Source organism: Cupriavidus malaysiensis, from assembly GCF_001854325.1.
Classification (GTDB): Bacteria; Pseudomonadota; Gammaproteobacteria; order Burkholderiales; family Burkholderiaceae; genus Cupriavidus; species Cupriavidus malaysiensis.
Genome location: NZ_CP017754.1, coordinates 1,178,572 through 1,202,140 on the forward strand (window position 1 = coordinate 1,178,572; position 23,569 = coordinate 1,202,140).

A 23,569-nucleotide genomic window follows, 5' to 3' on the forward strand; every position below is an offset into this window, starting at 1 on the left:
GTTGCATAGCAGCATCCTGCGGCCCGCGACGGCATTGCCAGACCTGCCCGGCACTTGCCGGCCGATGCCACGATAGCCGCCGCAGGGCGCCTGTGTGCTGGATCAAGGAGGCAAGCGAGTGAACGCAAGCGAACCCGTCTCCCGCCACGGCCAGGCGGCCCCGGCGGAGCCCGCGCAGCCGGCGGCGCATGTCACGGCCGGCACAACGGCCCTCACACCCTTCATACCCTTCGCGCCCTTCGGGATGCCCGCCACCCTGCCGCTGCCGGCCTGGCCGCAGGCGGCCTGGGACTATGGCGTCGATGCCTGGCAGCGCATGGTGCTCACGCTCGACATCCTGCGCGAGCGCGGCAACCAGACCGTCGAGCACGAGCGCGAAGGCATGCCGCCGGTGCTGGTGTTCGACTATGAGATCGTGCTCGACGGACGCACGCTGCCCGATCCGGTCAACTACGCCCTGCTGCGCATCGTCGCGCCGGAAGGCGACGAGACCGATGACAGCAAGCGGCCCTTCGTCGTGATCGACCCGCGCGCCGGCCACGGGCCCGGCATCGGCGGCTTCAAGATCGACAGCGAGATCGGTATCGCGCTGCGTGGCGGCCATCCCTGCTACCTGGTGTCCTTCTTCCCCGAGCCCTGTCCCGGACAGACCATCGCGGCGGTGACGCGCGCCGAGGAAGTGTTCCTGCGCACCGTGGCCGAGCGCCACCCGCAGTCCGACGTCAAGCCCTTCGTCATCGGCAACTGCCAGGGCGGCTGGGCGCTGATGCTGCTCGCGGCGAGCGCGCCGGACCTGGTCGGCCCCATCCTGCTGGCCGGTTCACCGCTGGCCTACTGGTCCGGCCAGCGCGGGCGCAACCCGATGCGCTACAGCGGCGGGCTGCTGGGCGGTTCGTGGGCCTCGTCGTTCGCCGCCGACCTGGGCAACGGCCATTTCGACGGCGCCTACCTGGTGCAGAACTTCGAGCAGCTCAACCCGGCCAACGCGCTGTGGGAGAAGCTCTACAACCTCTACGCCAAGGCCGATACCGAAGGGCCGCGCTTTCTCGACTTCGAGCGCTGGTGGGGCGGTCACTACCAGCTCAACCGCGACGAGATCGACTGGATCGTGCAGAACCTGTTCGTCGGCAACCGGCTGACCTCGGGCGAGCTGCGCAGCCCCGACGGCAAGTCGGTGATCGACCTGCGCAACGTGCGCTCGCCGATCGTGGTGTTCGCCTCCTGGGGCGACAACATCACGCCGCCGCAGCAGGCGCTGAACTGGATTCCCGATCTCTACGCCGACGTCGACGAGATCGTCGCCAACGAGCAGGTGATCGTCTACTGCCTGCACGATTCCGTGGGCCACCTGGGCATCTTCGTTTCGTCCGGCGTGGCCAATCGCGAGCACACCGAACTGTTTTCAGCACTCGACCTGATCGACGTGCTGCCGCCCGGCCTCTACGAGGCCGTGATCGAGGACATCGCGCCGGACACCCCGCATACCGACCTGATCGAGGGGCGCTACCTGATGCGCTTCGCGCGGCGCACCATCGACGATATCCTGGCCCTGGACGACGGCCGCGACGACGAGCAGGCCTTCCGCGTGGTGCGGCGCGTGGCCGAGATCAACCAGCGCTGCTACGACACCTTCGTCTCGCCGGCCGTGCGCGCGCTGTCGAACGAGGCCAGCGCCCACCTGTTGCGCGGGCTGCAGTCCTCGCGCCTGGAGCGCACGCTGCAGTCGGACGCCAATCCGTGCATGGGCTGGGTCGGCGCCCTGGCGCCCATGGTGCGCGAGCACCGGCGTCCGGTGGCGCGCGACAACCCCCTGCTGGCGCTCGAGCACGCGGTGTCGGCCGCCATCGTGGCGGCACTGAACCAGTACCGCGACACACGCGATGCCTGGTACGAACACGTCTTCGAGACCATCTACCGCTCGCCGCTGGTCCAGGCCATGGTCGGCATGGATGAGCGCGCCGCCGCCACGCAGGCGGCGCCGGCCGCGATCGATGCGTTGCGCCGCGAACTCACCGCGCGCCGCATCCGCGATGCGCAGGGCGATTTCGACCAGGGCGGCCCGGTCGATGCCTTCGTGCGCATCCTGGCCTACGTCAAGAGCGACTATGCCTCGATCGAGGAGCGTCCCTTCAACCTGATGCGCAAGATGGCGCGCGAGCACATGCAGCAGCAGGCCTCGCTGAACGACCTCAAGCAGGCCGCGCGGCAGCAGACCTTCCTGGTCTCGCTCGACGCGCGGCGCGCACTCGAGACGCTGCCGGCGCTGATGCCGGACCTGTCGTTGCGGCCCTTGCTGATGATCGCCATCCATCGCGTGCTGACGCTGCCCGGCCCGTTGCAAGGTGGGGAGCTCGAACGCTATCGCGAGGTGGCGCATGTGCTGGGCACGGACCACAAGGAGGCGCTGCCGCAGGGCGGCGCCGCGGATGGCGGCCAGGCCGGGCGCGACATCCCGGCACCGGGCGCGGAGGTCGATACCCATGCCGATACCCATGCCGATGCGCGTGCCGATGCCGGCGACAGGCCGGCCGCGGCGGCAGGCGCCAACCGGCGCACCACGCGTCGCGCGGGGACGGCGGCCAAGTCCGCGCAGGCCGGGGCGGGTGCCGCCGTGCGCAAGCGCGCGCCGGCGCGCGCGCAGCGCAAGGCTTAGGCGGCGTAGGCCCGGCATAGGCCCGGCATAGGCGGCGGGCGTTGCCATCGCGCAGGACCATGAGGCTCGAGGCCGCCCGGGGGCGGCAGGAGAAACACCATGAACGAAGCAGCCGGACGGCCGCTGGACGGGGCACGCGTGCTGGTGGCAGGCGTTGCCAACGCCGATTCCATCGCCTGGGGATGCGCGCGCGCTTTCCATGAGCTGGGCGCCGAAGTGGCGCTGACCTACCTCAACGACAAGGCCCTGCCGCACGTCGCGCCGCTGGCCGAAGCGATCGGCGCGCCGATCCTGATGCCGCTCGACGTCGAGGACGACAAGCAGGCCGAGGCCCTGTTCGCCCGTATCGGCGAGGCCTGGGGCAGCCTGGACGCGATGGTGCATTCGATCGCCTTCGCGCCCAAGGCCGATCTCCAGGGCGGGTTGCTGGCCTCGTCGGCGGCCGGTTTCGCGCGCGCCATGGATATCTCGTGCCACTCCTTCGTGCGCATGGCCCGTCGCGCGGTGCCGTTGATGTCGCATGGCGGCACGCTGTTCGCCATGAGCTACGAGGGCGCGCGGCGGGTGGTGCCCAACTACGACCTGATGGGGCCGGTCAAGGCCGCGCTCGAGGCCTGCTGCCGTTACCTCGCCTACGAGCTCGGCCCGCGCGGCATCCGCGTGCACGCGATCTCGCCGGGGCCGCTGAAGACGCGCGCGGCTTCCGGCCTGAAGGACTTCGACCTGCTGCTGGCACAGGCGGCGGGGCGCGCGCCGCTGGGCGAACTGGTCGACATCATGGACGTGGGCTTCGCCACTGCCTATCTCGCCACACGCTACGCGCGGCGGCTGTCCGGCAACACCGTCTATGTGGACGGCGGTGTCCACGTCATGGGTTGATGGCGGCCGCCGTGGCGGCGCCTACAATTGAAAATGCAGGGGCGCCGCTTGGAGTACTGCCGTACTGTTCGAGGCGCTGCGCCAGTCAAGGAATATCGACATGCAGGTATTGATCCGCGGGCTTCATCGGGATGTGACCGAGCAGATGCTGCGAGACAAGCTGTCGCCGTACGCGCCGGTCAATTCGGTCGAGCTCGTGCGCGATGGCGATCCCGACCATCCCTGGGCGTTCGTCGACCTCGGCGTCGATGTCTTCTCCGCCTGGAACCTGCTGCGCCGCTTCGACCGGCAATACTTCGCCGGCAGCATGATGCGCTGGTACATCCCCGCCCACCAGGACTGACGGCCGCGACCGCAGCACGCGGGGCGCGGCGCCGCGCGGTGTTTCCAGCGGTACCATAGCGTTCCTCCACTGTTCCCGGCGCCGCGCAGGCGCCGTCCTGCCATGGCTTCGATGCTCGAACTCGACGGGGCGATCTGGTTCCGCTCCGGCTCACGCGACTGGGGCGGGCACGACCGCATCGCCTTGCTGGCGGCGATCGGCGAGCAGGGCTCGATCACGGCCGCGGCCAAGGCGGTCGGGCTCAGCTACAAGGCAGCCTGGGACGCCATCGACGCCATGAACAACAGCGCCGGCGAGCCCCTGGTGCTGCGTGCCGCCGGAGGCAAGGGCGGCGGCGGCACCCGCCTGACCGAGCGCGCCGAGCGCCTGATCCGCACCTACCGCGCGCTGGAGGCGGAGCATCGACGTTTCGTCGAGCACCTGGCGCGGCTGGGCGAGTCGGCCGCCGACGACCTCGACCTGATGCGGCGCTTCCAGGTCAAGACCAGTGCCCGCAACAAGCTGTTCGGCACGGTGGCCCAGGTGCGTGGCGGCGTGGTCAACGACGAGGTGGTGCTGGCGCTGCCGGGCGGGCAGCAGGTGGTCGCCACGGTCACGCGCGAGAGCGTGGAATCGCTCGGCCTGGCGCCCGGCGTGGAAGCCTTCGCCCTGGTCAAGGCGACCTCCGTGCTGCTCGGCCTGCCCGAGCCCGGCCTGCGCCTGTCGGCCCGCAACCAGCTGGCAGGCAAAGTGACCCGGGTGATCGCGGGTGCGGTCAACAGCGAAGTGGTGCTGGAACTGGATGGCGGCGGCACCGTGGCCGCCGTCATCACGCTGGCCAGCGCCGAGGCGCTGGGGCTGCAGCCGGGCCACCGCGCGCACGCCATCTTCAAGGCTTCGAGTGTGATCCTCGGTACCCTGGGCTGAGCGCGCTACGCGCCTGCCGGCCTTCCAGGCACATGCCGACGTACGGCCGACGTACGGGCCGAAGCACGCCCGACGGCGCACCTGTCACAATGCCGGGTCACGCCCGGCGCACTCCCCGTGCTGCCGTGCCTGCGCGCTGCCTGGCGCAAGCGCCGGCCCGCCTTCCATCCGCCAGCAAGGTGACACCATGCCACGCAATATCGAAATCAAAGCCCGCCTCGACGACATCGACGCTCTGCTGCCGCGTGTGGCGGCGCTGGATGCTCGCGGCCCGGAACTGCTGCAGCAGGACGACACCTTCTTCGCCTGCGCTGCCGGCCGCCTCAAGCTGCGCGCCTTCGGCCCCGAGCGCGGCGAACTGATCTTCTACCGGCGCGCCGACAGCGCGGGGCCCAAGCTGAGCGACTACCGCATCGTGCCCACCGCCGAGCCGGATGCGCTGCGCGCCGCGCTGGCCGATGCCTATGGCGTCAGCGGCCGCGTGCGCAAGCTGCGCACCTTGTACCTGGCCGGCCGCACCCGCATCCACCTGGACCGCGTGGAGGGACTGGGCGATTTCCTGGAGCTGGAAGTGGTGCTGGCCGACGGCGACAGCGAGGCCGATGGCGTGGCCGAGGCGCACGCCTTGCTGGCGCACCTGGGGGTCGGGCCGGAGCGCCTGCTGGAAGGTGCCTACGTCGACCTGCTGCGCGCCGCGTAGCGCGCGCCGGCGGCGTGCGCGGCTCAGGCCACGCGCGCGTCGGCCGGCGCGTAGACGCGTGCGTGGCCGTTCGTCGCGGCGGCGTGGATGCGGCCGTCGCGGATTTCCAGCACGTGCTCGGCCAGCGCCTCCACGTCCTCGGGATCGTGGGAGATCAGCACCATCGGCACGTCCAGGCTGGCCTGCAGGGCGCGCAGTTCGGCGCGCAGGGCCGCGCGCAGCGCGGGGTCGAGCGCCGAGAACGGTTCATCGAGCAGGATGATGTCGGGCCGCGCCACCAGCGCGCGCGCCAGTGCCACGCGCTGTTTCTGCCCGCCGGAGATCTCCGCTGGGTAGTGGCCTACCAGCTGGCGCAGGCCGAAGGCGTCGATCCAGCGTTCGGCCTCGGGGTGGCGCTGCCGGCGGCCCGGGTTGCGCCAGCCGGTGGCGAGCCCGAAGGCGATGTTCTGCCCGACAGTCAGGTGCGGGAACAGCGCGTAGTCCTGGAACAGATAGGCCACGCGCCGCTGCTGCGGGCGCACGTCGATGCGCGCCGCGGTGTCGAACAGCACGCGTTCGCCGAGCACGATGCGGCCGGCGTCGGGCGACAGCAGCCCGGCAATGGCTCGCAGCGTCAGGCTCTTGCCGGCGCCGGAGGGGCCGAACAGGGCGATGCGGCGGCTCGCCGAAGTGAAGGCGATATCGAGCAGGAAGTGCCGCTCGGCGGATTCCATGCGCTTGCGCAGGCTGACTTGCAGGCTCATGGTGGACTCAGCGGAGTGGCTGGCGCGCGGAGGCGGGGACCAGGCGTGCGGCCACCACCAGCAGCACCACGCAGGTGACCGAGGTCACCAGCACCAGCAGGTTGGCGGTGCGGTCGTCGCCGGCCTGCACCGCCTCGTAGATCGCCACCGACAGCGTCTGCGTGCGGCCCGGCAGGTTGCCGGCCACCATCAGCGTGGCGCCGAACTCGCCCAGCGCGCGCGCGAAGGCCAGCAGCACGCCGGCGACGATGCCGCGCATCGCCAGCGGCAGCGTGACGCGGAAGAAGATGCCGGCTTCCGATACGCCCAGCACGCGCGCGGCATTTTCCAACTGGTGGTCGACGCCTTCGAAGGCCGCCCGCGCGGACTTGAGCACCAGCGGGAAGGCGACGATGGTGGAGGCCAGCACGGCCCCCTGCCAGGTGAAGACCAGTTCGATGCCGAGCCGGTCCAGCCAGGCGCCGAGCACGCCGCGCCGGCCCACCAGCACCAGCAGGTAGTAGCCCAGCACGGTGGGCGGCAGCACCAGCGGCAGCGTCAGCAGCGCATCGACCACGTCGCGCGCGCGCGAGCGCCAGCGCGCCAGCGCAAAGGCGGCGGCCACGCCCAGCACGGCGTTCAGCACGGTGGCGCAGCCGGCCACCTTGAGGGACAGGGCGAGCGGTACCCAGGCGGCGTCCATCATCCGGTCCGGTCAGGCCGCCGGAGCAGCCACAGGCACAGGCACAGGGACAGGCACAGGCACAGGCGCTCAGGGCTTGTGGAAACCATACTTGGCCAGGATGGCCTGGCCCTCCGGCGACAGCACATAGTTGACGAAGGCGGCGGCCTGCGTGGCCTGCCTGCTCTGGGTGGTGACGGCGATCGGGTAGGTCACCGGGGTGCGCGAGGGCACGCGCACCGCCACCTTGACCTTGTCGGGCATCACGGCCGCGTCGGTGGCGAAGACGAAGCCGGCCTCCACCTCGCCGCGCGCGACGTAGTCCAGGCTCTGCCGCACGTTCTGCGCCAGCACCCCCTTGGCCGAGACCGCGTCCCACAGGCCGGCGGCTTCCAGCGCACCCTTGGTATAGCGGCCCACCGGCACCGAGGCCGGGTTGCCGAAGGCCACGCGCTTGACCTCGGGGCGGGCCAGGTCCTGCAGCGACTCCAGCTTCAGCTTGCTGTCGGCCGGCACGATCATCACCACCTGGTTGGCGGCGAAGTCGCGGCGGCTGGCGGGCTGCACCACGTGCTCGGCCTCGGCCTTGTCCATCGCGGTCTGGTCGGCCGAGGCGAACACGTCGGCCGGCGCGCCCTTGATGATCTGCTGCATCAGCACATCGGAGGCGCCGAAGTTGAGCAGCACCTTGGTGTCGGGGTGGGCGCGCTCGTAGGACTCCGACAGGGTCTTGAAGGCGTTGGTCAGGCTGGCCGCGGCCGACACCACGAGGTCGGCGGCATGGGCCGGCGCGGCGGCGAAGGCCAGCGCCGAGAGGGCGGTGGCGGCGGCGGCGCGGAGCGCGCCGAGCGGGCGGCGGGCGGGCAAGGGCGAGCGGAAGGGCATGTCGGGATCCGGTGGCAGGACGAACGGGCCGGCGCCGGCGGAAAGCGGCGTCGCAGGCGCAATATAAATCTGTATATAACGAGGGTCAATGGTAGGGCAGGCCGAGGCCCGCGTCCATGCGGTGCGGCGCAAGATCGACATCACGTCGGCTGAATAGGCTCTTTGCGGCATATTCCCGCCCACGGCAGCCCGGGGCGTGGGCGCGCTTCGCCTGCCAGCTGGTCAAGGCAGGCTGCCGCGCGTTCGTCACGGTCTTGTCACCGGATTGCAAAACGTTTGCCACTCCCGCTGTCCAGAATCCGGGGCTCCGAGCACATCACAACAAAGAAGGGAGCTCATAGATGTCCGATGTTCACTACCAGGTCGCCCGCCTCGCGGTGCTGGCCGCGGCAGCGGCCGCCCTCGCGGCCTGCGGTTCCGATGACAGCGCCGGCGGCAGCGGCGCGGGCGGCAGCGCCGGCACCGCCGGCGGCACCAGCCAGGCCGCCGTCGCGGCCGGTACCAAGACCACGCTGGCCCTGCTGGAAACCACCGACCTGCACACCAACGTACGCAGCTACGACTACTTCAAGCTGGCCGACGACAGCTCGCTCGGCTTCGAGCGCGTCTCCACGCTGATCAAGCAGGCGCGCGCCGAGTTTCCCAATACGGTGCTGCTGGACAACGGCGACACCATCCAGGGCACCGCGCTGGCCGACTACCAGGCCCAGGTCAATCCGCTCAAGTGCAGCGAGACGCTGGCCATGTACAAGGTGATGAACGACGCCGGCTACGATGGCGGCGGCATCGGCAACCATGAGTTCAACTACGGCCTGGCCTACCTGAACCAGGTCACCGGCAACAAGTTCAGCGTCGAAGGGCTGCCCGATCCCGCACAGCAGACCGCGTGCGCCGGCCCGGCCTTCCCGCAGGTGCTGGCCAACGTCTACAGCGTCAAGACGCGCAAGCCGCTGTTCAACCCCTACACCATCATCACCAAGCAGGTGAAGGCCACCGCTCCCGACGGCAAGGCTGTCACGGTGCCGGTCAAGATCGGTATCATTGGCTTCGCGCCGCCGGCCATCATGAGCTGGGACAAGCGCTGGCTCGACGGCAAGGTCTACACCGTCGGCGTCAAGGAAGCCGCCGAACAGTTCGTGCCGGAAATGCGCGCCAAGGGCGCCGACCTGGTGGTGGTGATCTCGCACGGCGGCCTGGACTCGTCCGCCTACTCGCCCGACATGGAGAACGGCAGCTGGCACCTGTCCAAGGTGGCCGGCGTCGACGCCATGCTGATCGGCCACTCGCACCAGATCTTCCCCGACGCCGCCAGCACCGTGCCGCAGTTCAACCTGCCGGGCGTGGACAAGGCCAAGGGCACCGTCAACGGCGTGCCCACCGTGATGGCCAACTACTGGGGCAAGCACCTGGGCGTGATCAAGCTGCAGCTCGCCCACACCGGCTCGCGCTGGACGGTCGACACCAGCGCCACCAAGGTGGAAGCGCGCTCGATCCAGAACGCCGACAAGACCTATGTGGCGGCCGACGCCGCCGTCGCGGCCAAGGTCGATACCGAGCACAAGGCCACCATCACCTACGTGAAGACGCCGATCGGCACCACCGACTACCGCATGAGCAGCTACTTCGCCGACGTCGGCGATCCGGGCGCGATCCAGATCGTCAACCAGGCGCAGGCGGCCTATGTGAAGGACTACATCGACGCCAACCTGCCGGCCCTGAAGTCGCTGCCGGTGCTGTCGGTGTCGGCGCCGTTCAAGAGCGGCTTCGGCGGCGGCAACGACTATACCGACGTGCAGGCCGGCAACCTGGCCATCAACAACGCGGCCGATCTCTACCTGTACCCCAACACGGTCTACGCCGTGAAGGTCAACGGCGACGAGGTCAAGGCCTGGCTGGAGACCGCCGCCAAGCGTTTCAACCAGATCAGCACCACCACCACCGCCGACCAGCAGCTGATCAGCAGCTTCCCCGGCTACAACTTCGACATGTTCACCACGCCCGACCTGCAGTACGAGATCGACGTGACGCAGCCGGTCGGCAGCCGCATCAAGAACCTGACCTACAAGGGCGCACCGCTGACCGCCGCGCAGCAGTTCATCGTGGCCACCAACAACTACCGCGCCAGCGGCGGCGGCAACTTCCCGGGCCTGGACGGCAGCAAGACGGTCTATGCCTCGCCGGATGCCAACCGCGACGTGCTGATCGCCTACATCAAGAAGGCAGCCTCGATCACGCGCGCGGCCAACGGCAACGCGCGCAGCTGGCGCTTCACCAAGGTGGCGACCGCCGGCAAGGTGGTGTTCAGCTCGGCACAGGGACAGTTGCCGCAGGCACAGGCGGCCGGCCTGACCAACATCAGCCTGGACAAGGCCGATGACGGTTCGGGCAAGAACCTGTCGCGCTACCTGGTGGACCTCAATGGCTGAGCGTGCCATGCGCGCCCCGGCCGTGCCGGGCGGGTCCCGGCGCGGCCTGGCCAGCGTGCCGCGGGCGCAGCCTGCGCCCGGGGGGCGCCCGGCGCGCTGGCGCCATCCGCTGCTGGCCGCCGCGCTGGCGGCGGTGGCGGTCGCGGCGGCCGGCGTCGGTGGCGCCGGGGCCTGGCGCCACCACACCGAGACGCGCCGCGCGCAGCTCGCCGAACTGCGCACGCTGGCCGGCCCGGCCGGCGATGCGCAGGCGCTGGCCGCGCTGCGTGCGGCCGCCGCGCGCGGCGAGACGGCGGCGCAGACCGCGCTGGGCGAGGCGTTGTGGGACCGCGCCGAGGCGCAGCCGCTTGCCGAAGGACGCCAGTGGCTGCAGAAGGCGGCACTGGGCGGCGACGTGCGCGCCCACCTGCTGCTCGGCAAGGCGGCCCTGCTCGGCGTGCCGGCCGGCAGCGGCATGGATCCGGCCCGGGCCCGCGCGCACCTGAGCGCCGCCGCGGACGCGGGCGACCCCGGTGCCGCCTACTACCTCGGCCTGCTGCACCGTGGCGGCTACGGCCAGCCCGCCAATCCCAAGGCAGCGGCGCACTGGTTCACGCTGGCCGCCCAGGGCGGGGTGCCGCATGCGATGTTCATGCTCGCCAACGCCTATCGCGAAGGCGACGGCGTGCCGCTCGACCCGGCGCGCGCGCTGGCCTGGTACGAGCAGGCGGCCGAGCGCGAACATCCGGAATCGAGCCAGGCGCTGGCCATGGCCTACCGCAATGGTGAACTGGGGCTGGCGCGCGACGAGCGCCGCTTCCGCTCGCACCTGGCCGAAGCCGCGCATGCGCTGCGGCATCCGGCGCTGGCGCCTTGAGGGTGCGGCCGGGCCGCCGGGCCCGGCTGCTGGTGCTGGCAGTGCTCGCCGCTCAGGCCGGCGGGCTGCCTTCCTTGAAGCAGGCCTTGAGCTGGCTGCGCAGCTCCGGCGTGTCCTGGTGCCGGTGCACCTGCACCGCATGCTGCACGGCAGCCTCCAGCAGTTCTTCTTCGGTGTCGGCGCTGAGCGCGACCGTGCATTGCGACTCGCTGGGATAGTCGCGGCAGTCGATGTACTTGCGTGCCATGCTTGCCTCCTGGAGCGAAGGATCCGGCGCGGATGAGGCGTCTGGGTGGGGGACGGCGGGGGACGGCGGGGGGGCGCCCCGCGGCCGGCCTATCCAGTATAGGGGGCGCTCAGGCGACCGGCGTCACCACCTTGCCCCCGGCCAGGAAGGCGGCCAGGTTCTCCAGCACCAGGGCCGCCATGGCGGCGCGCGTCTCGTGCGTGCCGCTGGCCATGTGCGGAGCCAGCACCACATTGTCCAGCGCCAGCAGCGCTTGCGGCACGCGCGGCTCGTCGCGGAAGACATCGAGTCCGGCGCCGCCGAGCCGGCCCGTGCGCAGCGCCTCCACCAGCGCGTCCTCGTCCACCACGCTGCCGCGCGACACATTGACGAGGATGCCGCGGGGGCCCAGCGCCTCGATCACCGCGCGCGACACCAGTCCCTCGGTCTGCGGGCCGCCCACGCAGGTGATGGCGAGGAAGTCGGCCCAGTCCGCCAGCGCCAGCAGGTCCGCCTCGAAGCGCCACGGCGCACCCGCGCGCGGGCCGCGGTTGTGGTACGCGATCTTCATGTCGAAGCCGGCGGCGCGGCGCGCCACCTTCTCGCCGATGCGGCCGAGGCCGAGGATGCCGAGCTTCTTGCCGGACACGCGCGTGGTCAGCGGGAAGGCGCCTTGCAGCCAGCTGCCGGCGCGCACGAAGCGGTCGCCGTGGGCGATGCCGCGCGCGCTGTCCAGCAGCAGGCCGAAGGCCAGGTCGGCCACGCAATCGTTGAGCACGTCGGGCGTGTTGCTGACCACGATGCCGCGTGCGCGCGCTGCCTCGAGATCGATGGAGTCATAGCCCACGCCGAAGCTGACGATGGCCTGCAGCTTCGGCAGCGCCGCGATCAGCGCGGCATCGCAGCCATGGCGCGCCGAGGTCACCACCACGCGCACGGAGGCGCCGTGCGCGCCCGTCCAGGCCGCGCGGTCGGCCTGCTGCCACAGCGCCACCGCGCCGTACTGTTGTTGCAGGGTGTCGTTGAGTTGCGGCGCCAGCGGGCCGACCTGGAGGATGGCGTTGTCGGACATGGGAGATCTGTGAAGGATTGGGTCCTGAACCGCAGGTTCGTCGACTGAGTCCGCCCTGATTCCGCCGAGGGGCAGCGCGATCCGTCATCACACAGGCTCGCGCGGCTACCCGACAGACAGCGCTCTTCAACGAATGCAGGACTCAGGACGTCGGGAGTCGGAAGAAGCGGCACCTGCGCGGTGCGTGTCGCGGCCACCCGGGGTGGTCTCCCGCGGCGGCAGGCAATGGTAGCCCAAGTCACCGTTGCGCGCTTGCCGCACCGCGGCCGCCCCTCGGGAAATCCCCACCTATGCGAATTCATCTCCGGGATTAATCTCACGGATTAGTGATTAATCTCTGGGATTAGTCGGCGCGGCAAGGCGAACCGCGCCGCTCGCGCACGGGCGCGGGCCGTGCCGCCGAGACATGGGAGACCAGGTAATGAAGAAGCTGTTGCTTGCCGCCGCCGCATCGGCGCTGATGGCGCAGGGCGCCCACGCCCAGACCTCCGTGACCCTGTACGGGGTGGTGACCGCCGCCGTGCAGTACGTCAACCACGCGCAGAACACCGTCGGCGGCGTGCTGGCGCCCGGCAGCGGCTCGGCCGTGCTGATGAACTCGTCCGGTATCGCCAACTCGCGCTGGGGCCTGCGCGGCACCGAGGACCTGGGGGGCGGCCTGCAGGGCGTGTTCGTGCTGGAGAACCAGTTCGCCACCGAGAACGGCCAGCTCGCCGGCGGCCTGATGTTCGGCCGCCAGGCCTATGTCGGCCTGAACAGCCGCGCCTACGGCAAGGTCACCTTCGGCCGGCAGTACACCTCGTCCTTCTTCGCGCTGGCGAACTTCATGCCCACCGCCTACGCGCCCGAGTTCGAACCGGTGGTCGGCTTCGCCGGCCCCAATTTCCGCGAAAGCAATATGGCGCAGTACACCGGCACCTTCGGCCCGGTCACGCTCTACACGCACTGGTCGTTCGGCGAGCGCGCCGGTTCGGTGACGGCGGGCTCGGCCTACGGCGCCGGCGCGACCTACTTCAGCAACGGCTTCGGCATCGGCGTCGGCTACGACGAAGTGAAGACGCTGAACACGGCCGAGGCGACCGGCGCCTCCGGTGGCAGCGACTACGGGCGCGACATGCGTGCCGCCATCGGCCTCAGCTACATGCTGGGCCCGGTCAAGCTGATGGGCGGGTACCGTTGGGGCAATTCGGTGGCGCCGGCCACCGGCACGCCGACACTGCTGCCGCATCGCGACGATATGTACTGGGCCGGCGTGAACTGGCAGGCGTTGCCGGCGCTGCAACTGACGCTGGCGTGGTACTACGACAATATCAAGCGCGCGAACATCGGCGGCACCGTGGTCAATCCGCCCAACCCGCAGCAATACCTGGCGCTGGCCGACTACAACCTGTCCAAGCGCACCGACCTGTTCGCCGCCGTCATCTACGCGCACAACGCTTCGCTGAACTGGGACAACATCGGCTACCTGCCGAGCGGGCAATCCGTCGGCTACCTGCCCGCCACCGCGCAGACCTACTACAAGACGCCGGGTTCCAGCGGGCAACTGGGCATCTCCCTGGGCATCCGCACCATCTTCTGACCCGGACCGGGCGGACCCAGTCCGGCCTGCCGGCCGGATTCGCAAGGCCTCGCCGGCGATGCCGGCGGGGCCTTTTTTGTGGCTGCGCCGGGCTGGCAAGGTGCGATGGGCAATGTGCCGCGTGGGCGAACGACGGCTTCAGCTATGCCATCGGTTCGCTCCCCTCTCCCACTTGTGGGAGAGGGGCCGGGGGAGAGGGTGGGCGCTGGCACGAAGCGAGCGCCGACGTACTGGCGAATGCCGGCCGGCCGAGGTCGCTCAGTCGACCCGCTCGACTTCCGGCATATCGAAGCTGCGGTCCAGCAGCGCGCGCCGGGGCTGGTAGAAGCGCAGTGCCAGCGAGAAGCGGCCGGCCGGCGCCGGCAGCCAGTTGGCACGCGCGTCGGCGCTGTCGGGCGCCGCGTGCTGCAGCCAGATGTCGAAGGAACCATCGGCGTGCCGGACCAGGCCGGGCGTGCGGTCGCCCAGCGCGTAGCGCTGCAGCGGGTTGTCGGTGAAGAAGCGACGCCCGTCGGGCGCGAATTCGTACATCGTCAGTGACCAGAAGGCGTCCACCTGCATGTCGGCGGGAATGGCCAGCCGGTAGCGGTGGGCGCCGTCGAGGGCTTCGCCCCGGCCGTCGGTCAGCGCGGTGAAGTAGATCGCTTCCTCGCGCTCCAGCGCGCCCAGCCCGACCAGGGAGACGAAGGCCCGGTAGGCATAGTCGTCGCCGAAGTTGCCCAGGTGGTCGACCCCGGACGACCAGCTGCCGCCGCGCCCGCTGCGATAGGAGGTGTCGGGCGGCGCCTTGCGCAGGGCGTGCAGGTTGGCGGCGTGGGTCTCGGTCCAGGCCTGGCGCACCGCCGGGTCCAGCGCCTGCCAGGCGTTGCGCGCGCCGGGGCGCAGGCCGAGGTCGGCGTAGCCCGCCACCAGCGCCTGCTCGTGCGCGGGCACGGGGTTGCGGCCCATCACCTCGTTGACCAGTTCCAGGTAGTGCTCGGGCGAGCGCTCGTCGGGCCGCGCCTGCAGCAGCCTGGGCGTGCTGCCGGCGTCGAGCGGCGCGAGGCGCATGGCGTCCTGCAGCGCGTGCACGGCGGGCAGGTCTTCCTCGCCGTCGACCAGCACGCGGCCCAGGGCCCAGATGTCGTTGCTGGGCAGCCGCAGCAGCCGGGTGCCGGCCGGCGCCTCGCCCTGCCAGCCGGGGCCGGCCAGCAGGAAGCCAGTGGCGGCCGTGCCGGTGGTGCGCCGGCCGATGCAGGCGGCGTTGTTGGTGAAGATGTCGAGGAAGGCGAAGCTGTAGTAGCGGTCCTGCATATCCGGCAGCCACAGCAGCAGCGGCCCGCCCGACAGGTCCAGCCAGGCGATCGAGTACAGCGTGTCGTTGTTCGGCATGGTGACGGTGCGCGCGCGGTGGTTGAGCAGGCGCCGGTTGTGATGCAGCACATTGGGCGGCGCGCCGCGCTGGCTGTGGTTATCCGGGTTCTGCGTGAACTGCCAGCGGGTCTGCGCCACGTCGTGGACCGGGAAGCTGTAGACCAGCGCGTCGCGGATGCGCGCGTGCAGGGTGGTGTCGTCGTGCATGGATGTCTCTCTCGTCGGTGGTGGGGGATGCGGGGAATGCGGATGGACAAGCGATGGCGCGGCCGGCGGCCCTTACTCCGGCGTGACGCCGGCGGCGCGGATCACGTCGCCCCACATGCGCGTGTCGGCGCGCACGGTGTCGGCGAACTGCTGCACGCTCTTGATCGGCGGCGTGCCCATGTTGTAGGCGGTGAAGCGCTCGCGCAGCGCCGGCGCGGCCAGCGCGCGGTTCATCTCGGCGTTCAGGCGCTGCACGATGGCCGGCGGCGTGCCGGCCGGGACGAACAGACCGTACCAGCTGTCGGCCTGGAAGGGGTAGCCCTGCTCGGTCATGGTGGCCAGCGCGGGAAAGGCGGGCGCGCGGCGCGTGCCGGAGACGGCGATGGGCCGCAGCTTGCCGGCGCGGATCAGCGGCAGCGGCGAGCTGGCGTCGACGAAGGCGAGCTTGACGATGCCGCCCTGCATATCGGTCAGGATCTGCGAGACGGTCTTGTAGGGCACGTGGCGCAGCTTCAGGCCGGTCTGCGCCTTCAGCGATTCCATGGTCAGGTGGCCGCCCGAGCCGATGCCCCACGAGGCATAGTCCAGCCCCTGCGGCTGTGCGCGCACGTAGGCGGCCAGCTCGCGGATATCGTGCACCGGCAGGTCGGGCGAGACCACCAGCAGGTTGCCGCCCGAGCCGACCTGCGCCACCGGCACGAGGTCCTTCTGCGCATCGTAGGGCAGGGCCGGCTGCAGCGTGGCGTTGATGACGATGGAGGCGGCGTAGGTGAACAGCAGGGTGTAGCCGTCGGGCCTGGCCTTGGCCACCGCGGCGCTGCCGAGGATGCCGTTGGCGCCCGGCTTGTTGTCCACCACCAGCGGCTGGCCGAGCGCCTTGCCGAGCTGTTCGGCGAAGACCCGCGCGAAGATGTCGGTGCCGCTGCCCGCGCCGGAGGCCACCACCAGGCGGATCGGGTGGGACGGCCAGGCCGCTTCCTGCGCGGGTGCGGCGCCGGCCGCCAGGCTGGTGGCGGCCAGCAGTGCGGTGCCGAACCGCCAGGCGTGCGAGGGAGAGCGCCGGCGCGCAGGCGCCCGCGCGGCGCGATGGGACGGGGCAAGGGATGGCGTGGCATGCATGGTTGTCTCCTGTTCGGGGCGGCATCGGGCCGCGATGCCGGCTGTATCGCTGGCTTGTGTGTGTGCGTATGTGCGTGCGTATGTACGTATGTGCGGACGGGCCGGCGCCGGCCCGCGTGCTGCAATCAAGCGGCCGGTCCCGCTGTCGCCGCGGTTCCGGTCACCACCGCATCGAGGGCGAGCGCGCCTGCGCCGGCGGGGTAGGCGAGCAAGGGGTTGATGTCGATCGACTCGAGCGAATCGCCCGCCGCCGCGGCCAGGCGCGACAGCGCGGCGATGGCGTCGGCCAGCGCGTCGAGGTCGGCCGGCGGCTGCCCCCGATGGCCGCACAGCAGCGGCGCGGCGCGCAGCGCGCCGATCATCTCCAGCGCGCCGGCGCGATCGACCGGCGCCAGGCGGAAGCTGACGTCCTGGAACACCTCGACGTTGACGCCGCCCAGGCCGAACATCACCACCGGCCCCAGCACCGGGTCGCGGTGCGCGCCGAGGATGCACTCGATGCCGCCGCGCGCGGCCATGCGTGCCACCAGGAAGCCTTCGCGCACGGCCTGCGGCGCGTGGCGCGCGAGGTTGTCCTGCAGGCGCGCGCAGGCGGCGCGCACCGCGCCGGCGTCGGCGAGCCCGAGCGCTACCCCGCCGATATCGCTCTTGTGCAGGATGTCGCGCGACAGCACCTTGAGTGCCACCGGGTAGCCGAGCGCCTCGGCGGCGGCCACGGCGGCATCGGCATCGCGCGCGGCACGGCAGGGCACGCAGGGCAGGCCGTGCGCGCCCAGCAGGGCCATCGAGTCCGCCTCGTTCTGCGTGCCGCGCGCCAGCGCCAGCGCAGGCAGCACCGGTGTCGGCGCGGGCGCTGCGGCGCCGCTGCCCAGGTGGCGGCGGAAGTGGTTGAGCGCGGCCACCACGCGCACCGCGCGGCCAGGCTCGTCGAAGCTGGGGCAGCCCAGCGCGTCCAGCTCGGCGCGCAGCGGCGCATGCGACAGGGTGCTGAACACGATCAGGCGATCGGGCCAGGCGGCACGCAGCGCCGCCGCCATGCGCGTCTGCACCGGCGCCATCGATGGCGACAGCCCGCCGGCGGCGAGGAAAACCAGCAGGCTGCCATAGCCGCCGTCGCCCAGCATGCGCTGCGCGGTGGCTTCGAGCAGGCCCGGGTCGGAGGTGACCTGCCCGGTCACGTCGACCGGGTTGCGCGGCGCCGCGAACGGCACCCGTTCGGTCAGCCAGCGCTGCGCCGCCTCCGGCATGGGTGCCACGTCCAGGCCGGCGTCGGCGGCGTCGTCCGCCATCAGCGCGCCGACGCCGCCGGAGACGGTCAGCAGCCCGAGCTTGTCGTTGGGCGGCAGCCGCCCCACCGAGAGCGCGTAGCCGATGCTGAAGAACTCCTCGATGCCGTGCGCGCGCCACACGCCGTACTGGCGGAACAGCGCATCGTAGACGGCGTCGTCGCCTGCCAGCGAAGCGGTGTGCGAGGCGGCCGCGGCGGCGCCCAGGCCGGTGCGTCCCACCTTGACCGCCACCACCGGCTTGCCGTGCGCGCGCGCCAGCGCCAGCGCGGCCTTGAGGCGCTCGCCGTCGCGGCAGCCTTCGAGATAGGCCAGGATCACGCGCGTGGCGGGGTCGGCGGCCAGCCAGGCGATGCAGTCGGCCACCTGGATGTCGGCCTCGTTGCCGGTGGTGGCCCACCAGGACAGCCCCAGGCCGCGCTCGCGCGCCAGCGCGTAGGCATAGGCGCCGAAGGCGCCGCTCTGGCTGACGATGGCGATCGAGCCCGCGCGTGCCTTGCCGGCGCCGACCACCGGCGAGAAGGTGGCGTAGACATCCTGCGCCACGTTCATGAAGCCCAGGCAGTTCGGTCCGAGCAGGCGGATGCCCGCCGCGCGCGCCTTGTCGGCCAGGCGGCGCTGCATGGCCGCGCCGTCGGCGCCGACCTCGGCGTAGCCGGCCGAGAACAGCACGATATTGCGCACGCCGGCGGCGATGGCATCGTCCAGCGCGCCGTCCACCTGTGCCGACGGCACCGCGAACACGGCCAGGTCGATGGGCGCTTCCACCCCGCGCAGCGACGGCCAGGCACGCACCCCCTGCACTTCGGCGCGGGCCGGGTTGATCGGATAGACCTTGCCCTGGTAGCCGCATTCGAGCTGGTAGCGCAGCGGGATCGCGCCGATCTTGCCGGCGCTGGCCGAGGCGCCGACGATGGCGATGCTGCGCGGCGAGAAGAAGCTGTCGAGGGAGGCGGAGACAGCGGCGGAGGCTGGGGTGGTGGTGTCTGGCATGGGCGTGGACGAATGGGGCGGCGGAAGCGGTTCCGGCCCCTGGGCAAGAGGAGGGAAGCCTCCGGGGGCACGCCCCGGGGGCATCGTGCGTGTTCAGCGCATCATTCAGCGCATCGTTCAGCGCATGCCGAAGGCCGCCGCGCTGCCGTCTTCGATGCGGTCGGCGCAGCCCAGGTAGATGCTGCGCGACACATAGCTGCGCACCTGGCCGGCGCGCTCGCGCAGCCACGCCGCCTTGAGCCGGCGGGCCTGCGCGATCTCGGGTGCTGCACCGGGCCCGCCGTCGGGCACGGTGGCCAGCGCGTCGATGACGTGCAGCGCGAGCTGGTGCTCGCCGCGCGCGGCCAGGGCCTCGGCGTGGCGCAGCAGCGCGCCCTTGTCGGCGATGGCGGCGGCCAGCTCGGCGGCGGCCGCGGCCGGGGGCGCCGGATGCAGGCTGGTCGGGTTGCGGTCCCACCAGCCGTTCTCCGAGCGGTAGATGTCCCGCACGATATAGCTCGGATCACCGTAGGTCGGTTTCATCCAGGGCACGTCGAACCACTCGGGCGGATAGGTGATCTCGGCCAGCAGCTCGCGCTCGCCGCGGCCTTCGTTCATCAGCCGCACCACCTCGGCGTGCAGCCAGCGCAGCGCGCCGGCGGTATGGCCCAGCACGCGCTGCACGGTCTCCTCGCCCTCCAGCACCGCGCCGAACTCGCGCACTACCTTGAGCGGGCGCAGGTCGGCCAGGCGCTCCAGCGTGCCGGCCCAGCGCAGGGTGTCGCGCAGCGTGCGGAAGGGCGTGCCGATGTTCGGAATCGAGTCGATGACCGCGGCGCTGCCGTACAGCACGCGCGCCCCGGGCACCCACACCGCGCTGACGTCGTCGGTCTCCGACGGCGCCCACAGCAGGTGGACACGGCGCGCGCCGCTGCCCAGCACCAGCTGCTCGGCATAGGTCTGGTCCGGATCGTGCAGGCGCAGCAGGCCGGCGGCCTGGTCCGGCTGGCGGCGGAACTGCAGCGCATTGATGCGGTTCTGCAGGCCTTCGGTGCGGCGGTAGCGCGCATAGCGGGCCGGCACGTTGGCATGGGCGACCAGGCGCGGGCGCGCGTGCCCGCGCTGCACCGCATCCTCCAGCCACAACGGCACGCCGGCGTTGTAGCCGACGTGGCCATGGCTGTAGCACAGCGCGACCACCGGCCGCGTGCTGACCTCGCGCAGGCTGGCGATCATGCCGGCGGTGACGCGCCCGCCCGGGCCGGCGTCCACCACCACCAGGCCTTCGTCGATCTCGGCCACGAAGCTCTGTCCCTGGCCGCGCAGCAGCCAGACGCCCGCGGCGACCGGCTCGATGCCGCTGCCGGTGTCGAGCGGGGTCCGGTCGGCGCCGGCCTTGCGTGTGTTGTCTGTCATGCGGAGTCTCCTCTTTTTAATACTTTGGATTAAGCATGGAGATTAAATTTACCGGATGGCCCCGCGTTGTCAAGCACATGTGGGGCTCCTGCGGAGCCGCGCCGGGGGCGTATCGGCCGTCAGCCGGCGCCGCGTCTCGGCCGGCGGGCCGTGCCGGGGAAAACCCCAGTGGGCTGAATCCGGGCGACCCTCTACTCTCGGAAGATCAGGTAATCCCCTGCATTAATTCCGGCCGGTGCATGTGTTGCATGCGGTACCGGCAGGCGAGGGGAGACGGGACCAGGCAAGCGCCCGCGGCCGCTCGGCGGCAGGCGCGGCGCCGGCGCCAGGGGGCGGCCGGCGGCACCAGACAGGAGCGCAGGAAGCATGGCAGACACGCTGACGACTTCACCGCCGCAAGGCACCGCCCGGGCCGACGCGGATGGCGCTCCGGCCGCCGCCGCTGGCGTCTACCAGCCGCGCAAGGCCTGGGCCATCGCCACCTGGCTGACCGCTTTCTCGGCCATCAACTTCCTCGACAAGGTCGTGCTCGGCATGGTGGCGGTGCCGCTGATGCGCGACCTGCAACTCACCCCGACCCAGTTCGGCGTGGTTGCCGGCAGCTTCTTCTGGCTGTTCTCGATCTCCGCGGCGGTGGTCGGCTTCGTCGGCAACCGGGTGCCGGCACGCTGGCTGCTGCTGGCGATGGCGGTGTTGTGGTCGCTGGTGCAGTTCCCGGTGGCGCTGGCTTCCAGCGCCACCGCGCTGCTGGTCTCGCGCGTCATCCTCGGCGCGGGCGAGGGGCCCGGCTTCCCGGTCTCGGTCCACGCGCTCTACAAGTGGTTCCCGCACGAGAAGCGCAACCTGCCGGTCTCGCTGATCAACCAGGGCGCCACCATCGGCCTGCTGCTGGCCGGCCTGGGCGTGCCGCTGGTGACCCATCAGTGGGGCTGGCGCGCCAATTTCGTCGTGCTGGCCGCCGCGTCGCTGCTGTGGGCGCTGGGCTGGCTGATCTGGGGGCGCGAAGGCACGCTGCGCACCGAGGTGCAGGCGGGCGGCAGCGAGCCGGCGCGCGCGCAGGCGCCCGTGTCCTACCGCCGCCTGCTGACCGACACCACCGTGCTGTGCGGCTTCCTGACCGGCTTCGCTGCCTACTGGGGGCTGGCCCTGGCCCTCACCTGGCTGCCGTCCTACCTGGAACAGGGCCTGGGCTTCGACGCCGCCGCCGCCGGCCGCATGTTCGCCATCATCGTGGCGGCGGGCGTGCCGGTCAGCATGGGCCTGAGCTGGTGCTCGCAGCGCATGCTGCGCCGCGGCGCCTCCTCGCGCTCCGCGCGCGTGGTGTTCAGCTGCGTCTGTGTCGGCCTCGGCGGCGTGCTGCTGCTGGCACTGCCGCTGCTGCCGCTGCCGCCGGGCGGCAAGGTGGCGCTGCTGGCGGTGTCCGCGGTGCTGCCGCCGATCACCTTCGCGCTCGGACCGGCCGTGCTCGGCGAGATCGTGCCGGACGCGCAGCGCAGCGCGCTCATCGCCATCAGCACTGCGGTCTCCACCAGCGCCGGTGCCGTCGCGCCGGTGGTGATGGGGAAGCTGGTGCAGGCGCAGTCCCACGCCGGCGCCGCGCACGGCTTCGAACTCGGCTTCGGCGTATGCGGCGCGGTGATGGTGGCGGGCTGCCTGGTCGGCATCCTCGGCCAGCACCCGGAGCGCACCAGGCAGCGCCTGCGCGCCTGAGACGCCGGGGCCCCGCCCGCAAAGGGCAGGGGCGACTCCGCACTTGTCCCGGCTTGCCGGTACCAGGGCCTGCGCCGATAATCCTCCGGATTAGCTTATGAGGTATTGGCAGATGAGCCGCGTGCGCAACCGATCGCTCTCCTCCTTCCTGGCCGACGCCAGCGTGATGGACCCGCCGCCCGGCCCGGCGCCTGCCCCGCGCAAGGCGGCGCCCGCCGGCACGCCCGGCGCCCCGGCCGCCAACCCGCTGGAGAACGAGACCGCGCGGCGCATGCTGGAGATCGCCGAGCGCCTCTTTGCCGAGCACGGCGTGGAACTGGTGCCGCTGCGCCAGATCGTGGTGGAGGCGGGCCAGCGCAACCGCTCCGCGCTGCACTATCACTTCGGCTCGCGCGAGGCCCTGGTCAGCCACCTGCTGAACTTCCGCCTGGCCCAGGTCAACGTGCTGCGCGACCGCTACCTGGACGAGGTCGAGGCCGCCGGCCTGGGCGGCGACGTGCGCACCATCGTCGAGGCCTCGATCAGCGCGCTGGCCGATACCATCTGCGACACGCCGTGGGGCGCGCGCTACGTCAAGGTGCTGGCGCAGGCTACCCTGAGCCCGGGCCTGGTCAACGAGGAGATGATCGATCCGGCGGCCATGTCCGGCGTGATCCGCGCGCGCCGCCTGATCGCCGCTGCGCTGCCCGGCATCCCGCGCAAGGTGATGCATCACCGGCAGCAGTGGTTCAACCAGAGCGTGGTCTACGCGCTGGCGCAGTGGTGCCAGCAGTCCGAGGGCAAGCCAGAGCAGCCACCCGTGGCCGACCTGGCCGACTACTGCACCGCCGCGCTGACCGCGCCGGTCAGCAAGGGGCGCCGCGTCTGGCGCAGCAGCAAGGGCCGCGCGGCCTGAGCCCGCACGCCGCACGCCGCGCGCGTATGCTTGCAGCGCAGCGGGCGTGTTCCGCGCCCGCATGACCGGACCCATCAAGATGCCCACCATCTATCTCGCCGGCTTCGACGTGTTCCGCCGCGATGCCATCGCCCACGGCGAAGCGCTCAAGGCGCTGTGCGCCACCTACGGCTGCGACGGCCTCTACCCGCTCGACCATGCCCTGCCGCCCGGGCTGAGCGGTCCCGCCGCGGCGCAGTGGATCTACCAGGCCAATCTCGCGCTGATCCGGCGCGCCGACCTGCTGATGGCCAACCTGGACGACTTCCGCGGCCCGGGCGAGCCGGATGCCGGCACCGCCTTCGAGGTCGGCTACGCGGTGGCGCTGGGCAAGCCGGTGTGGGCCTACAGCGCCGATGCCGGCACGCTGCTGGAGCGCGTGGCGGTGGTGACCGACGCCGAGGGCCGCGGCCTCGATGCGCGCGGCTACGTGGTGGAGGACTTCGGCCTGGGCAAGAACCTGATGCTGGCGTGCGCGGCGCGCATGGTGCAGGGTGGCGCGCGCGAATGCCTGCAGGCGATCGCACGCGCGGCGTCCTAGTGGACAAGCCGCCTGGCTGCTTAACCCGCTTAACCCGCTTAACCCGCTTAACCCGCTTAACTCCGCCTAATCACCTGGCTGCTTGGCCGCCTCCGCGCGGCA

The 23,569-nt window shown here is 71.4% G+C and carries 20 protein-coding genes; 11 read left to right on the forward strand and 9 right to left on the reverse strand.

Features of this window, described 5'->3' with window-relative positions; translation table 11 throughout:
- Window positions 1-244 precede the first annotated feature (244 nt).
- The 5 genes from BKK80_RS05140 (at window position 245) to BKK80_RS05160 (ending at window position 5,481) form a co-directional block, all read left to right on the forward strand.
- Window positions 245-2,653: a DUF3141 domain-containing protein gene (locus BKK80_RS05140; protein ID WP_084545629.1), complete on the forward strand. Its 2,409-nt coding sequence runs from the start codon at window positions 245-247 to the stop codon at window positions 2,651-2,653.
- A gap of 99 nt (window positions 2,654-2,752) precedes the next feature.
- The gene (gene fabI, locus BKK80_RS05145; RefSeq protein WP_071011315.1) at window positions 2,753-3,532 is read left to right on the forward strand and encodes an enoyl-ACP reductase FabI; all 780 of its coding nucleotides are present in this window, start codon (window positions 2,753-2,755) and stop codon (window positions 3,530-3,532) included.
- Window positions 3,533-3,632: 100 nt separating this feature from the next.
- Window positions 3,633-3,875 carry an RNA recognition motif domain-containing protein gene (locus tag BKK80_RS05150; RefSeq protein ID WP_071011316.1) on the forward strand — a complete coding sequence of 81 codons (243 nt, stop codon included), beginning with the start codon at window positions 3,633-3,635 and terminating at the stop codon, window positions 3,873-3,875.
- Window positions 3,876-3,986: 111 nt separating this feature from the next.
- A complete protein-coding gene (locus BKK80_RS05155; RefSeq protein ID WP_071016114.1) occupies window positions 3,987-4,781 on the forward strand; it encodes a TOBE domain-containing protein in 795 nt (264 codons plus the stop codon).
- A 187-nt stretch (window positions 4,782-4,968) separates the two neighbouring features.
- Window positions 4,969-5,481 (forward strand): class IV adenylate cyclase, encoded by a 513-nt coding sequence (locus tag BKK80_RS05160; RefSeq protein ID WP_071011318.1) that lies wholly within the window; start codon window positions 4,969-4,971, stop codon window positions 5,479-5,481.
- A 23-nt stretch (window positions 5,482-5,504) separates the two neighbouring features.
- Here BKK80_RS05160 and BKK80_RS05165 read toward each other — a convergent pair whose 3' ends face one another.
- From BKK80_RS05165 to modA, 3 genes are all read right to left on the reverse strand, one after another.
- Complete coding sequence (locus BKK80_RS05165) at window positions 5,505-6,224, reverse strand: sulfate/molybdate ABC transporter ATP-binding protein (protein ID WP_071011319.1); 720 nt, start codon at window positions 6,222-6,224, stop codon at window positions 5,505-5,507.
- A gap of 7 nt (window positions 6,225-6,231) precedes the next feature.
- Window positions 6,232-6,906 carry a molybdate ABC transporter permease subunit gene (modB, locus tag BKK80_RS05170; protein ID WP_071070694.1) on the reverse strand — a complete coding sequence of 225 codons (675 nt, stop codon included), beginning with the start codon at window positions 6,904-6,906 and terminating at the stop codon, window positions 6,232-6,234.
- Between the two features lie 69 nt (window positions 6,907-6,975).
- Window positions 6,976-7,770: a molybdate ABC transporter substrate-binding protein gene (gene modA / locus BKK80_RS05175; RefSeq protein WP_071068667.1), complete on the reverse strand. Its 795-nt coding sequence runs from the start codon at window positions 7,768-7,770 to the stop codon at window positions 6,976-6,978.
- 341 nt (window positions 7,771-8,111) lie between these two features.
- Here modA and BKK80_RS05180 point away from each other — a divergent pair, with 341 nt between their 5' ends.
- Together BKK80_RS05180 and BKK80_RS05185 are read left to right on the forward strand one after the other, a co-directional pair.
- The gene (locus tag BKK80_RS05180) at window positions 8,112-10,196 is read left to right on the forward strand and encodes a bifunctional 2',3'-cyclic-nucleotide 2'-phosphodiesterase/3'-nucleotidase (RefSeq protein WP_071011321.1); all 2,085 of its coding nucleotides are present in this window, start codon (window positions 8,112-8,114) and stop codon (window positions 10,194-10,196) included.
- 7 nt (window positions 10,197-10,203) lie between these two features.
- Entirely contained in the window at window positions 10,204-11,052 is an 849-nt protein-coding gene (locus BKK80_RS05185) for a tetratricopeptide repeat protein (RefSeq protein ID WP_083383960.1), read from the forward strand.
- Between the two features lie 52 nt (window positions 11,053-11,104).
- Here the strand turns inward: BKK80_RS05185 and BKK80_RS05190 are convergent, their stop codons facing one another.
- Entirely contained in the window at window positions 11,105-11,299 is a 195-nt protein-coding gene (locus tag BKK80_RS05190) for a DUF1059 domain-containing protein (protein ID WP_071011323.1), read from the reverse strand.
- 109 nt (window positions 11,300-11,408) lie between these two features.
- Window positions 11,409-12,350, reverse strand: a complete 942-nt coding sequence (locus BKK80_RS05195; protein ID WP_071068668.1) for a 2-hydroxyacid dehydrogenase — start codon at window positions 12,348-12,350, stop codon at window positions 11,409-11,411.
- Between the two features lie 421 nt (window positions 12,351-12,771).
- Between BKK80_RS05195 and BKK80_RS05200 the strand changes: the two genes are divergently transcribed.
- Entirely contained in the window at window positions 12,772-13,929 is a 1,158-nt protein-coding gene (locus tag BKK80_RS05200; RefSeq protein ID WP_071068669.1) for a porin, read from the forward strand.
- A 258-nt stretch (window positions 13,930-14,187) separates the two neighbouring features.
- Here BKK80_RS05200 and BKK80_RS05205 read toward each other — a convergent pair whose 3' ends face one another.
- The 4 genes from BKK80_RS05205 to BKK80_RS05220 all read right to left on the reverse strand — a co-directional run bounded on the left by BKK80_RS05205 (window position 14,188) and on the right by BKK80_RS05220 (window position 20,282).
- A complete protein-coding gene (locus BKK80_RS05205) occupies window positions 14,188-15,489 on the reverse strand; it encodes a DUF1254 domain-containing protein (protein ID WP_071068670.1) in 1,302 nt (433 codons plus the stop codon).
- 72 nt (window positions 15,490-15,561) lie between these two features.
- Window positions 15,562-16,608 (reverse strand): Bug family tripartite tricarboxylate transporter substrate binding protein, encoded by a 1,047-nt coding sequence (locus tag BKK80_RS05210; RefSeq protein ID WP_084545483.1) that lies wholly within the window; start codon window positions 16,606-16,608, stop codon window positions 15,562-15,564.
- A 125-nt stretch (window positions 16,609-16,733) separates the two neighbouring features.
- Complete coding sequence (locus BKK80_RS05215) at window positions 16,734-18,887, reverse strand: acetate--CoA ligase family protein (RefSeq protein WP_071068671.1); 2,154 nt, start codon at window positions 18,885-18,887, stop codon at window positions 16,734-16,736.
- A gap of 117 nt (window positions 18,888-19,004) precedes the next feature.
- Complete coding sequence (locus BKK80_RS05220; protein WP_071037437.1) at window positions 19,005-20,282, reverse strand: alkyl sulfatase dimerization domain-containing protein; 1,278 nt, start codon at window positions 20,280-20,282, stop codon at window positions 19,005-19,007.
- Between the two features lie 366 nt (window positions 20,283-20,648).
- On the opposite strand from BKK80_RS05220, the gene BKK80_RS05225 reads away from it, so the two are divergent.
- From BKK80_RS05225 to BKK80_RS05235, 3 genes are all read left to right on the forward strand, one after another.
- Window positions 20,649-21,992 carry an MFS transporter gene (locus tag BKK80_RS05225; protein ID WP_071011334.1) on the forward strand — a complete coding sequence of 448 codons (1,344 nt, stop codon included), beginning with the start codon at window positions 20,649-20,651 and terminating at the stop codon, window positions 21,990-21,992.
- 97 nt (window positions 21,993-22,089) lie between these two features.
- Window positions 22,090-22,887: a TetR/AcrR family transcriptional regulator gene (locus BKK80_RS05230; protein ID WP_236903720.1), complete on the forward strand. Its 798-nt coding sequence runs from the start codon at window positions 22,090-22,092 to the stop codon at window positions 22,885-22,887.
- A gap of 79 nt (window positions 22,888-22,966) precedes the next feature.
- The gene (locus BKK80_RS05235) at window positions 22,967-23,467 is read left to right on the forward strand and encodes a nucleoside 2-deoxyribosyltransferase (RefSeq protein WP_071016121.1); all 501 of its coding nucleotides are present in this window, start codon (window positions 22,967-22,969) and stop codon (window positions 23,465-23,467) included.
- The last annotated feature ends 102 nt before the right edge of the window (window positions 23,468-23,569 follow it).

Coding starts and splice junctions, on each gene's coding strand:
- BKK80_RS05140 (WP_084545629.1), top strand. CDS start 245: ATGCCCGCCACCCTGCCGCTGCCGGCCTGGCCGCAGGCGGCCTGGGAC.
- fabI (WP_071011315.1), top strand. CDS start 2,753: ATGAACGAAGCAGCCGGACGGCCGCTGGACGGGGCACGCGTGCTGGTG.
- BKK80_RS05150 (WP_071011316.1), top strand. CDS start 3,633: ATGCAGGTATTGATCCGCGGGCTTCATCGGGATGTGACCGAGCAGATG.
- BKK80_RS05155 (WP_071016114.1), top strand. CDS start 3,987: ATGCTCGAACTCGACGGGGCGATCTGGTTCCGCTCCGGCTCACGCGAC.
- BKK80_RS05160 (WP_071011318.1), top strand. CDS start 4,969: ATGCCACGCAATATCGAAATCAAAGCCCGCCTCGACGACATCGACGCT.
- BKK80_RS05165 (WP_071011319.1), bottom strand. CDS start 6,224: ATGAGCCTGCAAGTCAGCCTGCGCAAGCGCATGGAATCCGCCGAGCGG.
- modB (WP_071070694.1), bottom strand. CDS start 6,906: ATGGACGCCGCCTGGGTACCGCTCGCCCTGTCCCTCAAGGTGGCCGGC.
- modA (WP_071068667.1), bottom strand. CDS start 7,770: ATGCCCTTCCGCTCGCCCTTGCCCGCCCGCCGCCCGCTCGGCGCGCTC.
- BKK80_RS05180 (WP_071011321.1), top strand. CDS start 8,112: ATGTCCGATGTTCACTACCAGGTCGCCCGCCTCGCGGTGCTGGCCGCG.
- BKK80_RS05185 (WP_083383960.1), top strand. CDS start 10,204: ATGCGCGCCCCGGCCGTGCCGGGCGGGTCCCGGCGCGGCCTGGCCAGC.
- BKK80_RS05190 (WP_071011323.1), bottom strand. CDS start 11,299: ATGGCACGCAAGTACATCGACTGCCGCGACTATCCCAGCGAGTCGCAA.
- BKK80_RS05195 (WP_071068668.1), bottom strand. CDS start 12,350: ATGTCCGACAACGCCATCCTCCAGGTCGGCCCGCTGGCGCCGCAACTC.
- BKK80_RS05200 (WP_071068669.1), top strand. CDS start 12,772: ATGAAGAAGCTGTTGCTTGCCGCCGCCGCATCGGCGCTGATGGCGCAG.
- BKK80_RS05205 (WP_071068670.1), bottom strand. CDS start 15,489: ATGCACGACGACACCACCCTGCACGCGCGCATCCGCGACGCGCTGGTC.
- BKK80_RS05210 (WP_084545483.1), bottom strand. CDS start 16,608: ATGCATGCCACGCCATCCCTTGCCCCGTCCCATCGCGCCGCGCGGGCG.
- BKK80_RS05215 (WP_071068671.1), bottom strand. CDS start 18,887: ATGCCAGACACCACCACCCCAGCCTCCGCCGCTGTCTCCGCCTCCCTC.
- BKK80_RS05220 (WP_071037437.1), bottom strand. CDS start 20,282: ATGACAGACAACACACGCAAGGCCGGCGCCGACCGGACCCCGCTCGAC.
- BKK80_RS05225 (WP_071011334.1), top strand. CDS start 20,649: ATGGCAGACACGCTGACGACTTCACCGCCGCAAGGCACCGCCCGGGCC.
- BKK80_RS05230 (WP_236903720.1), top strand. CDS start 22,090: ATGAGGTATTGGCAGATGAGCCGCGTGCGCAACCGATCGCTCTCCTCC.
- BKK80_RS05235 (WP_071016121.1), top strand. CDS start 22,967: ATGCCCACCATCTATCTCGCCGGCTTCGACGTGTTCCGCCGCGATGCC.